This window comes from Pseudomonas sp. Root569, from assembly GCF_001427465.1.
Lineage (GTDB): Bacteria > Pseudomonadota > Gammaproteobacteria > Pseudomonadales > Pseudomonadaceae > Aquipseudomonas > Aquipseudomonas synxantha.
Genome location: NZ_LMGQ01000005.1, coordinates 82,441 through 95,033, shown reverse-complemented (window position 1 = coordinate 95,033; position 12,593 = coordinate 82,441). Strand labels below are relative to the sequence as shown.

General features: G+C 58.7%; 10 protein-coding genes. 8 read left to right on the top strand and 2 right to left on the bottom strand.

Annotation, left to right across the window (positions count from 1 at the left end; all coding sequences use genetic code 11):
- Positions 1-192 precede the first annotated feature (192 nt).
- From ASD70_RS06555 to ASD70_RS06525, 6 genes are all read left to right on the top strand, one after another.
- Positions 193-807 (top strand): biliverdin-producing heme oxygenase, encoded by a 615-nt coding sequence (locus ASD70_RS06555; protein ID WP_056845974.1) that lies wholly within the window; start codon positions 193-195, stop codon positions 805-807.
- Complete coding sequence (locus tag ASD70_RS06550) at positions 804-3,032, top strand: ATP-binding protein (RefSeq protein ID WP_056845973.1); 2,229 nt, start codon at positions 804-806, stop codon at positions 3,030-3,032. The genes ASD70_RS06555 and ASD70_RS06550 overlap by 4 nt, the downstream gene beginning before the upstream one ends.
- Positions 3,033-3,487: 455 nt before the next feature.
- A complete protein-coding gene (locus ASD70_RS06540) occupies positions 3,488-5,389 on the top strand; it encodes an alkaline phosphatase D family protein (protein ID WP_056845972.1) in 1,902 nt (633 codons plus the stop codon).
- 135 nt (positions 5,390-5,524) lie between these two features.
- Positions 5,525-6,538 (top strand): sensor domain-containing diguanylate cyclase, encoded by a 1,014-nt coding sequence (locus ASD70_RS06535; RefSeq protein WP_056845971.1) that lies wholly within the window; start codon positions 5,525-5,527, stop codon positions 6,536-6,538.
- Positions 6,539-6,651: 113 nt separating this feature from the next.
- On the top strand, positions 6,652-7,905 hold the full coding sequence (locus ASD70_RS06530; RefSeq protein ID WP_056845970.1) for a 2-aminoadipate transaminase: 1,254 nt from the start codon (positions 6,652-6,654) through the stop codon (positions 7,903-7,905).
- 163 nt (positions 7,906-8,068) lie between these two features.
- Complete coding sequence (locus ASD70_RS06525; protein ID WP_056845969.1) at positions 8,069-8,785, top strand: hypothetical protein; 717 nt, start codon at positions 8,069-8,071, stop codon at positions 8,783-8,785.
- Positions 8,786-8,956: 171 nt separating this feature from the next.
- Here the strand turns inward: ASD70_RS06525 and ptaA are convergent, their stop codons facing one another.
- Positions 8,957-10,048: a pyoverdine biosynthesis transaminase PtaA gene (ptaA, locus tag ASD70_RS06520; RefSeq protein ID WP_046069466.1), complete on the bottom strand. Its 1,092-nt coding sequence runs from the start codon at positions 10,046-10,048 to the stop codon at positions 8,957-8,959.
- A 213-nt stretch (positions 10,049-10,261) separates the two neighbouring features.
- On the opposite strand from ptaA, the gene ASD70_RS06515 reads away from it, so the two are divergent.
- Both ASD70_RS06515 and ASD70_RS06510 read left to right on the top strand, forming a co-directional pair.
- Complete coding sequence (locus ASD70_RS06515) at positions 10,262-10,867, top strand: helix-turn-helix transcriptional regulator (protein WP_080944662.1); 606 nt, start codon at positions 10,262-10,264, stop codon at positions 10,865-10,867.
- Positions 10,854-11,723, top strand: coding sequence for a queuosine precursor transporter (locus ASD70_RS06510; RefSeq protein WP_046069467.1), 870 nt, complete (start codon positions 10,854-10,856; stop codon positions 11,721-11,723). The genes ASD70_RS06515 and ASD70_RS06510 overlap by 14 nt, the downstream gene beginning before the upstream one ends.
- 115 nt (positions 11,724-11,838) lie before the next feature.
- On the opposite strand, the gene queC is transcribed toward ASD70_RS06510, so the two are convergent.
- The gene (gene queC / locus ASD70_RS06505; RefSeq protein ID WP_046069468.1) at positions 11,839-12,537 is read right to left on the bottom strand and encodes a 7-cyano-7-deazaguanine synthase QueC; all 699 of its coding nucleotides are present in this window, start codon (positions 12,535-12,537) and stop codon (positions 11,839-11,841) included.
- Between the last annotated feature and the right edge of the window lie 56 nt (positions 12,538-12,593).

Below are 12,593 nucleotides of genomic sequence, written 5' to 3'. Positions count from 1 at the left end.
GCGCTGCGACATCGCTCAAACCGAACTTCCGGTCAGGCGAAGGGGTCATTAACCATGCATGGAGCGACTTCTCGGATCCGACGGTCAGCCTTTTCGCTTTGTGCGCTCAGCTGACGGCCATGAGTGTGTAGAATCGTTGCCGACTTTTACCCGTCATGGATGGCTGACAAGCCCACAGTTCGAGCTCATTGAATGCATTCACAGGCCCCTGACATTGGTGCGCCCCCGTTGCTGGAAGCCTTGCGCACAGGCACGGGCTTGCTGCACGTAGCACTGGAAAAGCGCCTGCCGTTTTTCTGTGCGAGCCTGGATGTCGACTGGTACCGACGTTTACTTCAAGCGTATTACGGGTTTTACAGACCAATAGAATCAGCGCTGTACCACAGTGACTTGATCCCTGAAGGCTTCGACTGCGTGTTGCGTGCGAAAACCCCGACACTGGTCAGTGACCTCCACGCCCTGGGCCTGGATGACCATGGTATCAACGCCCTGCCCCGCTGCACCCATCTCCCAGACTTGGACACCCCGGCGGCCTGCCTGGGCGCACTCTACGTGCTGGAAGGCGCGACCCTCGGCGGCCAGGTGCTGCGCCGGGAAATGGCCCTGCGCCTGGACGTGGGACCCGACAACGGCGGCGCGTTTCTCAATGTATATGGCGCCCAGACCGGTCGGCGCTGGAAAGACTTTCTCGATTATCTGGGCCGTTTGCCATTGGATGCACTCGCCAAACAGCACGCGGTTAACGCGGCCCGCTCGACATTCAGCGGCTTTGAGCAATGGCTCGACAGCCAGAAGGTACTGCTATGAAACCCGAAGACTTTGAAGAGCTGCTTGCCAACTGTGCTGACGAGCCCATCCGCTTTCCGGGGGCGATCCAGCCCCACGGTGTGCTGCTGACCTTGTCGGAGCCCGGCCTGGAAATCATTCAGGTGAGTGCCAACGTAGGCACCTTGTTTGGCCACGCGCCTGAAACCCTGTTGAATCAGCCGTTGCACAGGCTGATCGGCGACGAGCATGCCCAGGCTGTGCAAACCATGGCTGCCAACAATACGTTTTTCGATGCTCCGCCCCTGCACGTCACCTTCAACGGCGCGCCATTCGAGGGCCTGCTGCATCGCCATCAGGATGTGTTGGTACTGGAATTCGAACCACGGCTTGAGAACTTCAAGCCACAGGCGCGCAATGGCCGCACCAGTGACCTGGGCAAGATGCTGCAACGCCTGCAATCGGCCAAGACCCTGCAGGCGCTGTATGCCATCAGTGTGAATGAAATCCAGGCCATGACCGGCTACGACCGGGTGCTGATCTATCGCTTCGAAGAAGAAGGCCATGGCCAGGTGATTGCAGAAGCGTCGGCACCGTCCATGGAGTTGTTCAATGGGCTATTCTTCCCCGCATCCGACATCCCCGAACAAGCTCGCGAGTTGTACCGCACCAACTGGCTACGCATCATCCCGAACGCGTCCTACGAACCGGTGCCGCTGCTGCCCAAGTTGCGGCCGGACACGGGCCAGCCCCTGGACCTGAGCTTTGCCACCCTGCGCAGTGTCTCGCCGATCCACTGCCAGTACATGCAGAACATGGGTGTGCTGTCGTCCATGAGCATCTCGCTGATGAAGGGCGACAAACTCTGGGGACTGATCAGCTGCGGCAACCGCGAACCGCTGCTGGTGCCCAACGACCTGCGTATGACCTGCCAGACCATAGGCCAAATACTGTCGTTGCAGATCAGTGCCATGGAAGCCTTGGAGCTGAATCGCCAGCGCGAAGAGAAAATCGAAGCCCTGGCGCTGCTCGATCAGGCCATGAAAGCCAACGAAGGTAACGTGTTCGACAGCCTGGCCCACCACGGCAAAAAACTGATGGACCTGGCCCTCTCCGGCGGCGTAGCGATCATCGAAGACAAACAATTGCACCGCTACGGCAACTGTCCGGAACCGGCGCAGATCCGCGCATTGCACAAGTGGTTGCAGGAGAGCGGCGAGCCGGTGTTTTCCAGCCATAACTTGGCCTCGGTATACCCGCCCGCCGCCGAGTACCAGGCCGTCGCCAGCGGCGTACTCGCCATGAGCCTGCCCAAGCCTGTGGATAACGGTGTGCTGTGGTTCCGCCCCGAGGTGAAAGAGAACATCAACTGGAGTGGCGATCCGAAAAAGCCGTTGGACCTGGAAACTTCCGACGCCGGCCTGCGCCTTCGCCCTCGCACCTCGTTTGAAATCTGGAAGGTGGAAATGGCCGGCATCTCCACCAAGTGGAGCCATGGCGATCTGTTTGCCGCCAACGACCTGCGTCGCTCGGCCCTGGAAAATGACCTGGCCCACCAAGTGGTGCGCGAACGGCAAGCGGTGCGCGCCCGTGATGAACTGGTCGCGGTGGTGTCCCACGACCTGCGTAACCCGATGACAGTCATCTCGATGCTCTGCGGCATGATGCAAAAAGCCTTCAGTTCCGAGGGCCCACACACCTCACGGCGGATTTCATCGGCCATCGACACCATGCAGCAGGCCGCCGGACGTATGAATGTGCTGCTGGAGGACTTGCTCGACACCTCGAAAATCGAGGCCGGGCGCTATGTGGTCAAGCCGGTTGCGTTGGACGTCAGTCAGATCTTTGAAGAGGCGTACTCACTACTGGCGCCGCTGGCCACGGAAAAAGGCATCGACCTGTCGTTCAATGCCGAACCTGGCCTGCAGATCAATGCCGACCCGGAACGCTTGTTCCAGGTGCTGTCGAACCTGATCGGCAACGCGATCAAGTTCACGCCGCGCCAGGGCAACATCGGTATCAGCGCCATGAGCAACGGCAAAGATATCGTGTTCTCGGTGCGTGACTCCGGTGAAGGCATTGCCCCTGAGCAACTGCCCCATGTGTTTGAACGCTACTGGACCCAGACAGAGAACAACCCTACCGGTAGCGGGTTGGGGCTGTATATCACCCAAGGCATTGTCCAGGCCCACGGCGGGCGGATTGAAGCCCAGAGTGAGTTGGGCCGTGGCAGTGAGTTCAGGTTTACGGTGCCTAAGCCCGTCTGAAACACGCCCAAACATTTGATTACCTGAGGCCGGGAACGACGAACCCGGCTTATGCCACAGATTAAGTGCGCACTCAAAGGGAGCATTGATGCGGGAACAATCCTCCAATTGAGCAAAGGGTTTATCATGATTATCGGTCAGCCGTTCCACACCTATAACATCAACCAATCCACGGAGGTCCAGCAGGACCATCAAGCGTCCCTAAATCCTGCGGATAACCCGTCGACAACTGAAAGCAATCAATCAGAGCACGTGACAACGGGGAAACCTCCTCACTCATCCCTGGACTCCCTCGGACAGGGCAGGCTGCTTTGACCCTACCCACAGCGCCAGGCCTGTAGCACGCCTGGTCGCCCCCAAGGAGTGCAGCGCCGGTGCTGCACTCTGTTGACAAAACACTGACATCCCCCGCGCTACCCTTTCACGTCCTAGACTTCGTGTGAGCCACCACCTCAATGCTTCAACCCGACACTCTGCCCGCAGTCATTGCAGGACCGCTGTTAAGGCGGCTGGAACCGCAGCGCCTGGTTATTTGGTTGGTGGGCAGTCGTGTCCTGCCGTTGTACTTGGAACTGCGTTTACCCCACGGCGAGACGTTGGATATCCCTTTAGATACCACGTGCTGCCAAGTCGTGCCCGTCGGGCGCCATGCCTTCATCCACCTGATCGATGTTGTGCTGGATCATGCCCTGCCCCAGGATGTGGTCATCGGCTACGACCTGTTGATCGACGGCGTAGGCATCGCCGACTGGGCATCACATTTGCTGTACGCCGATAAGACGATGCCGAACTTCGTGCTGCACAGCCGCATCCACCAGTTGGTACACGGCTCCTGCCGTAAGCCCCACCACCGTGCCGACGAAGGCTTGTTATGCGTTGACCGCCTGCTGACGGATGCCCGCACACCGACCGAACGCCCGGCCCTGCTGATGATGAGCGGCGACCAGGTCTACGCCGACGATGTCGCAGGCCCCATGCTACGGGCAATTCATGCGCTGATCGCGCGCCTGGGGCTGTTCGACGAATACCTGGAAGGTGCCGTGGTGACCGACAGCGCCACCCTCTACGACCATCGCGCCAGTTACTACCACCGAGCGGATTTGCTACCTGCGCTGGACAGTAACGAGACCTTGCGCGAACGCTTTTTCGGCGGCGTGAAAAAACCTATCTTCACCAGCAGCACCGCGGACAACCACCTGGTGACCTTTGCCGAAGTGATCGCCATGTATCTGCTGGCCTGGTCACCCACGCCGTGGACGCTGATCACGCCACAACCACCGCAACTGAGCCCCGAAGAACAACAGCGTTATGCCCGCGAGCAGGCGCAGATTGACCTGTTCCGCAGCGGTCTGCCTGGAGTCGCTCGAGTGTTCGCCCACCTGTCGACGCTGATGATCTTCGACGATCACGACATCACCGACGACTGGAACCTCAGCGCCCAATGGGAAGAAACCGCCTACGGCCACCCCTTCTCCAAACGCATTATCGGCAATGCGTTGCTGGCGTACCTGTTATGCCAAGGCTGGGGCAACCAGCCCGAAGTGTTTGGTGAACTGCTGAGCCAAACCCAGGCCATGGCCGGCCAGGCACGCGACAATCATCTCGACGCCGTCGCGCAAGATGACCTGCTGGAAGCGCTGTTGAAATTCCAGCACTGGCACTACGTATTGCCAACCACGCCCGCCCTGGTGGTTTTGGACACCCGCACCCGACGCTGGCGCAGCGAGTTCACCCTCAAGCAACCCTCCGGCCTGCTGGACTGGGAAGCCTTGAGCGAACTGCAACAGGAACTGCTCGACCACCCGTCGGCCATTATCGTATCGCCCGCGCCGATTTTTGGCGTAAAGCTGATCGAGACCGTACAGAAAATCTTCAGCTGGTGCGGCTTCCCCTTGCTGGTAGACGCTGAAAACTGGATGGCCCATCGCGGCGCCGCCCAGGTGATATTGAATATCTTCCGCCACTCGCGTACGCCGGGTAACTACGTGATCCTCTCCGGCGACGTGCATTACTCGTTCGTCTACCAGGTGCTGATCCGCCATCGCAACGGTGGCCCGAAGATCTGGCAAATCACCAGCAGCGGTATCAAGAACGAGTTCCCGCCACGCTTGCTGGAATGGTTCGACCGCCTCAATCGCTGGCTCTACTCCCCACGTTCACCGCTCAACTGGTTTACCCGTCGTCGCACCATGCAGGTGGTACCGCATATTCCGGAGCATGCCGAGGCGGGGGAGCGTTTGTGGAATTCGGCGGGCATTGGCCAGGTGTTTTTCAATGAGCACGGCCAGCCAGAGGCTATTTACCAGCACAACGCCAATGGGAAGCCCCGGACAAAAATGGCACCTCCCGAACAATAGCCTATTGCCACTAGCCAAAAGCAGCACACCCGCCCTATTCAAAGCGCGCAGGCGGCGATGTACAGTAGCGCCAGCCACGGAGTATCGGCGACAACAATGACTGGCCTTAAGCCAGCCCTCGCAGGAAGCGCGCTGATGGACGATACATCCGGCAACGAACCACTACGCAATGACATAACCGACCTCAACGTCGACCTGTTGCACGCCATCATGGAACTGGTCAGTGACGGAGTCTGGGACTGGAACGCCAATACCGGTTTCGTCTACCGCAACCCCGGCTGGTACGAGATGCTTGGCTACTCCCGCCACTCCCTGGAAAACAGCGTGTTCACCTGGGAGAACGTGATCCACCCCGAGGATTACCCCCGCGTGATGGCGATGTTTGACGACTACATCAGCCAGCGCTCGCCCCATTACCGGGCTGAATACCGCTGTCGAAAAGAAGATGGCACCTATCTCTGGATCGAGGACTGCGGTTATATCATTGCACGTAACCCCGACCACTCCGTGGCCCGCATGGTGGGCGCGCACCGCAATATCCATACGCGCAAATGCTCCATCGAACAGTTGCAAAGGCGCAATAAATCCCTTGAGGCACTGGTGGCCGAACGTACCCTGGAGCTGTCGCGGGTCAATCAACAACTGCAATTGCAACTGGACGAAAACCGCTCCCTGGCCGAACGGGACGCGCTGACACGCATAGCCAACCGTTATCGCCTGGAAAAAGTCCTGCTGGAAGAATGCGACCGCGCCGAGCGCTTCCGCTTGCCCCTGGCGCTGGTGGCGATGGATATCGATGATTTCAAGCCGATCAATGACCGCCACGGCCACGGCGTCGGCGACCAGACGTTGATACAGGTGGTCGAAAGCCTGGAAACCTGCATACGCACCAGTGACTTGCTGGCCCGGTGGGGGGGCGATGAGTTTATGGTCGTGCTGCCCAAAAGCACCCTGGAGATGGCCAAGGAACTGGCCGAAAGGATTCGCCATACAGTCAAGCTAGCGCCCACCGTAGGCGGCTTCAACGTCACCCTGAGCCTGGGTGTGGTGGAGCGGCTCATGGGTGAGTCGCCGGCCGCCCTTATGGCGCGGGCCGACCAAGCGCTGTATCGGTCAAAGGCGGCGGGCAAGGACGGGGTTTCGGAATAATGCAGGCAACCGCTCCTTCCGATTTGGAATGACCCGGCGACTTTATTTCGTTTGCGGCAAGACCAGGCGCGCGGCTTAGATAAACACGCCTGCCCTTGCCGAGTCCCGGATTCATGAGCCACGCCACCATTAGCCAATCAATTTCCATCGTTCACCCCATCAGCCTCAGCCACGGTAAAAACGCCGAGGTCTGGGATACGACGGGCAAGCGCTATATCGATTTTGTCGGCGGCATCGGCGTACTCAACCTGGGCCATTGCCACCCGGCTGTGGTTACGGCGATTCGCGAGCAAGCGACCAAGCTCACGCACTACGCGTTCAACGCCGCACCACATACACCCTACATCGAGCTGATGGAACGCCTGACTGCGTTTATTCCGGTGGGCTACCCGGTCAGCGGCATGCTCACCAACAGCGGCGCGGAGGCCGCGGAAAACGCCTTGAAGATCGTGCGTGGCGCCACCGGGCGCACGGCGGTGATCGCCTTTGACGGTGCTTTCCACGGCCGCACACTGGCGACCCTCAACCTCAATGGCAAGGTAGCGCCCTACAAGCAGAAAGTCGGCGTACTGCCCGGCCCGGTGTATCACCTGCCCTACCCCAGTGCCGATAATGGGGTGACCAGTGCCGAAGCGCTGAAGGCCATGGACCGCCTGTTCAGCGTGGAAATCGACGTCAACGATGTGGCCTGTTTCATTATCGAGCCGGTGCAGGGTGAAGGCGGCTTCCTCGCCCTGGATATCGCGTTCGCCCAGGCCTTACGCCGGTTCTGCGACGAGCATGGCATCCTGCTGATCATCGATGAAATCCAGTCAGGCTTTGGCCGCACCGGCCAGCGTTTTGCCTTCTCGCGCCTGGGCATCGAACCGGACCTGTTACTGCTCGGCAAAAGCATTGCCGGCGGCGTGCCGCTGGGCGCGGTGGTCGGGCGCAAAGCGCTGATGGACAACCTGCCCAAAGGTGGCCTGGGTGGCACGTACTCCGGCAACCCCATCGCCTGTGCGGCAGCGCTGGCCACTCTTGAGGTGATGACCGATGAGCATCTGCAGGCATGGGGATCACAACAGGAAGCGGCGATTGTCAGCCGCTATAACACCTGGCGTTCGCGACAACTGTCGACCTACCTGGGCCGCCTCACCGGCGTTGGGGCCATGCGCGGCATTGAGCTGGCCCATGCCGACGGCACGCCCGCGCCCCAGCAACTGACCCAATTGCTGCGCCTGGCGCGGGAGGCCGGCTTGCTGCTGATGCCCAGCGGCAAGTCGCGGCACATCGTGCGCCTGCTGGCACCATTGACCACCGAGCCGGCAGTGCTGGAGGAAGGCCTGGATATTCTCCAGGCCTGTCTCGCACAACTGGATGAATAGCACGCATGCCAAGGCAGGGCCTGGATGGTGGTACAGTCATTGATGCGCCGCTATCGGCACTGAAAGTATTCACCCGCCCGAACCTGCCTTGACCTGATCCCTCTCCCCGCCGAAAATGCCCGACGTTTTTTTGTCTCCCCGCTTACTACGCAGTGAAATTTTAATGTCCGATTCCTACACCGCAGAATCCGCCGAAGAATCCGTAGCCGCCTTGCGATCCAAAGCCGAATACGAAAACGCCATCAATCTTTCACAGCATGTGCCAGCGGCCAAGATCATCAGCGAGATGGTGCTGGACGCGTTTCACACCTCCAAGGAAAGCGACCAGATCCGCGAGTTGCGCGTTGCCATCCGCCAGGCCCACGACGCCTTCGACGATGACAAGGCTTATGACCTGATGGGTCAGCTCAAGCAATTGAAAGACGCCGAAGCCGCCGATAACGCCGCCCTGGAAAACCTGAGCAGCCAGTTCTCCATCAGCCGTATCCTGTCCTGCTTCAAGGACGACCCAGAGTTCCAGGAACTGGTGTACGGCCTGGCCCTCAAGGTGCTGAACCAGTCGCACCAGGCCATCAGCAACCCGAACGCCGGCAAGGGCAAGGCCGCGCGCGCCAAGAAAGACACCGAAGTGTTTGTGATCAGCAAGGATGGCATCAGCGTCACCCTGCCGCTGCGCACGCCGCGCTCCAAGCTCAATGTGGACCGCGAAGCACTGGAGTTCCTCGGCTTTGCCTTTGTGGGCGAAGGCAGCGAGGCGGAATTGGCGAGTGAAACCTTTATCGACAACAGCGGCGCGGAGCAGCCAGTCACGCGCAAGAGCATCGTCACCGCACTGCAACAGCAAAGCGCCTTTGACGGCTATACCATCGCCGCCCAGTAACACGATGTGCAGCACACATCGAGCAAGCGCCGAAGGTCGTCGTTCAGCATCGGTCGGGTTTTATCGGGGAAGACATTTCGTCGCACAGCTGTCGTCCTTGATCATTCAACCCGCACGAAAACGAAGCATGCCCGGCAGGCCTGTCCAGGCTTGGTGTAACAACCCTGGTGCCTAGGCCCGGGCCAGCTGCGCCGCGAAGACCTGGCGAAAGCGTTCCATTTCCTGCTGGGTACCCACCGTCACCCGCACCCATTGCGGCCAGTTCTGCCACACCCGCCCGACCAGTACATTCTGGGCTGCCAGCCGCTCGACCACCTGTTCTGCCGGTTGCTTCACTTCAATCATGAAGCAATTGCTCTGGGAGGCCGTGCAGGCAAAACCCCGGTCCTTGAGCCAAGCGATCGTCTCATCGCGCAACCTGGCATTGAGCGCTTTGCGTTGGCCCACCAGTTGGGCCTCTTCCAGGCTGGCAGTCGCACCCAACAAGCTGGCGCCAGCTGGGACGTTGTCGCCGCCGAACACGGCCAGCCGCTCCAACAGTGCCGGATGGCCGATTGCCAGGCCCAGGCGTGCACCGGCCATACCATAGATTTTCGAGAATGTGCGCAGCACCAGCAGGTCATCGTAGTCGTTGGTCCAACTCACGCAGCTGGGGGCGTCGCAGAAATCGATGTAGGCTTCGTCTACCACCAGCACACTGCCCTTGGGTTTGTTCACCAGGGCTTGGCGGATAGCTTCAGTCGGGGTCAGGGTGCCGGTCGGGTTGTTGGGGTTGCACAGGTACAGCATGCCGGCTTGTGGGTCGGCCTTGAGCATGGCCTGCACATCATGGGCATGCTGCGTGTCGAGGTCCACTTCATGCACAGGCGCTTTGTTTGACTCGGCCGCCTGTCGCGGGACTTCGTAGGACGGTGTGGCCATCACCAGGCCGCGGTTTTGACTGGTGAACGCCAGCACCGCATAACGCAGGGCCGCCATCGAGCCGGCAAATACTGCGACGTTTTCTTCAGCGATTCCCTGTTGCCGGGCAAACAGCTCGGCCAGTGCGTACATGTGCGGGTAAGGATAGCGTCCAGACTCTGCAATCGCCCGCTGCATCGCCGCACGGGCTGCGTCTGAAGGGCCGTAAGGGCTTTCGTTGTAGTTGAGCAGCACCTTGTCAGATGACGTCGGCGGCGGGCTGGCGAGCGCCCAATCCAGATGCCCCAGCACGGGCAAAGCGGCCCCGAGGGCGAGAAGCGATCGACGGTTGATACTGACCATGGCTACTACTCCTTGTAGAGGCGCGAGAAATTCGCACCGGGTCATATTCAAGAGTATGACGAAATAACCGTTGCCTGATTTAGCGTCACACCCTATCGGTACACTCAGCACTTTATTGTTATGCCGGGCCCATGCAACACTTCCATTGCCGCGAACCTGAAAGGACAGGTTCTGCCGGACATGGACTGACGACTAAATGGAAGTGGTGAGCACTTGATACACAGACGGGAAAAAACCGAGCACTTGAAGAGCAACATCAAGTACTTGATCAAGAGCCGTGGCGAAACCCAGCGTTCGTTAAGCAATGCCGCCGGGCTGACCAGGACCACCATCTACAACATCCTGGGAGGCAAAGTCCTCAACGTACAGCAGTCGACCATTCGCAAGATCTCTGACTTCTTCGGCGTCTCGTATGAGGAAATCGAGACCATCAGTTTTGAAGCCAAGGAAATCATCGAGAACAATGTCTCGCCGCTGGGCAACATGAACCCGGCAGCGGTGCCTGTGCTCAAGGAAAGCCTGCTCATGCAGAACCTGGGCAAGCGCGTGGGCGAATTGGCCACGCTTTATCCGCTGACCTATTACTTCGGTACGTCATGCAACTTGATCGGCGTGCGCCTGGAACATGCGATCCCCGGCATCAATGAGGCGGGTGACTTGTTGATCGTACAGAAAGGTTCATCGAGCGACAGTAAAGAGAAACTGGTATACGACCGCGCGACCAAAAAGCTGTTTATCACCCTGGAGCCCTGTGCTCATTCAGACCGTTTATGTGTCATCGGCGATATTCTTGAGGAGCGCTTCAATGACCACGTATGAAGGGGCCGTTGAAAACAGCAGGTATAAATTGCTGGGCTTTGAAAATGACAAGCGCCTGGCGGTGATCATGGTGCTTGCCACGGGCAAGGTCATCAAGATCAAACTGAGTGAAGTGCTCAACAGTGAGATCATGGATGACTTCAATAGAATGGAAGTCAAGAACGTCTACAAGAAGTTCTATGCCCAGGGAGGCACACTCACCGCCTACGATATAAACGATCGCAATGAAAACTCCTGGATGATCTACATCATCCTGAACTTGCTGCTGTTCACGTTTTATATCTTCACCAGCATTGCCGCGACCAAGCCGATATACCTGGAGTCCATGGGCATCATCGTGACGCCGGGCACATTCCTGTACCCGCTGACCTTTCTGATCGTGGACCTGCTGAACGAGAATTTCGGCTTGCGCCTGGCGCGACGGGCCATTCTGTTTGCGTTTGCCAGCAACGCGATGATCATCATCCTGCTATATGGCTCGACCTTCCTGCCGGGGCTGCCGGGCTGGAAACTGGACGGGCCGTATACCGACGTGATCCTGCAAGTGTCGTCGGTGCTGGTGGCCTCTTCGGTGTCGTTCCTGGTGTCGGAGAATATAAACTCCTACCTGCTGTGCAAGATCAAGGAGCTGACCAACTCCAAATACCTGTACCTGCGGATTTTCCTCAGTACATTCTTTGCGGTCATTATCGACAGCTTCCTGTTTTGCTTCATTGCCTTCTACGGCGCCATGGAGACCCGCGACATCCTGGGCATGATCTATGTACAGATCGCGATCAAAGTCGGCTTTGCGTTCTTCAATATCCTGCCTGCGTATGGGGCACGCTCGTTGTTCAAGCGCTACCTGGCGACTTGAACCCATTGCCGTGTAGGAGCGAGCTTGCTCGCGAAAAACGTCAACGATAACGCAGCGCTCCTGGTTGAACGCGGCGCTCTCGGGATTTTCGCGAGCAAGCTAGCTCCTACAAGAGTTATTTCAACTGCAACTTATGCTTCAAGCTGTGCATGACATCCGCCTTGTTCTGCAGATACTCATTCAAGCCCCGCGCACGCAGGTTGCACGCATCGCAATTGCCGCAGCCTGTGCCGATGATGCCGTTGTAGCAAGTCAGCGTCTGCTCGCGCACCAGCTCCAGCTGGTCGTGGTAATCGGCCAGTGCCCAGGTTTCGGCCTTGTTCAGCCACATCAATGGGGTGTCCAGGCGCAGCTTGTATTCCATGCCCAATTCAAGGGCCTTGTTCAGCGCTTTGACGAACTCATCCCGGCAATCGGGGTAGCCCGAGAAGTCGGTTTCGCACACGCCGGTAATGACGGCCTCGGCCTTCACCTGGTAGGCGTAGATCGACGCCAGGGTCAGGAACAGGATATTGCGACCCGGCACAAAAGTGCTTGGCAGGCTTTCGCCCGAGCTGTTCACGGTCGGCACGGGAATGTTGTCACGGGTCAGGCTGCTGATGGCCAGCTCATTGAGCAAGGACACATCCATCACTTTGTGGACCGTGGCCCCCAGTTGCTTGGCAAGCGTGCGGGCCACTTCGATTTCCGCCACATGGCGCTGACCATAATCAAAGGTAATGCAGTGCACTTCGTCATACAGCGGCAGTGCCTGGATCAGGCAGGTCGTCGAATCCTGCCCGCCGCTGAATACCATAACGGCTTTTTTACTCATTGCTTTGCTTCCTGCATCCGTAGAATTGGAGAATAGTTTAAAGGGCATGTCATAAA

Bases quoted from the DNA above. Each gene is read 5' to 3' on its own strand.
- ASD70_RS06555 (WP_056845974.1), top strand. From the start codon at position 193: ATGCATTCACAGGCCCCTGACATTGGTGCGCCCCCGTTGCTGGAAGCC.
- ASD70_RS06550 (WP_056845973.1), top strand. From the start codon at position 804: ATGAAACCCGAAGACTTTGAAGAGCTGCTTGCCAACTGTGCTGACGAG.
- ASD70_RS06540 (WP_056845972.1), top strand. From the start codon at position 3,488: ATGCTTCAACCCGACACTCTGCCCGCAGTCATTGCAGGACCGCTGTTA.
- ASD70_RS06535 (WP_056845971.1), top strand. From the start codon at position 5,525: ATGGACGATACATCCGGCAACGAACCACTACGCAATGACATAACCGAC.
- ASD70_RS06530 (WP_056845970.1), top strand. From the start codon at position 6,652: ATGAGCCACGCCACCATTAGCCAATCAATTTCCATCGTTCACCCCATC.
- ASD70_RS06525 (WP_056845969.1), top strand. From the start codon at position 8,069: ATGTCCGATTCCTACACCGCAGAATCCGCCGAAGAATCCGTAGCCGCC.
- ptaA (WP_046069466.1), bottom strand. From the start codon at position 10,048: ATGGTCAGTATCAACCGTCGATCGCTTCTCGCCCTCGGGGCCGCTTTG.
- ASD70_RS06510 (WP_046069467.1), top strand. From the start codon at position 10,854: ATGACCACGTATGAAGGGGCCGTTGAAAACAGCAGGTATAAATTGCTG.
- queC (WP_046069468.1), bottom strand. From the start codon at position 12,537: ATGAGTAAAAAAGCCGTTATGGTATTCAGCGGCGGGCAGGATTCGACG.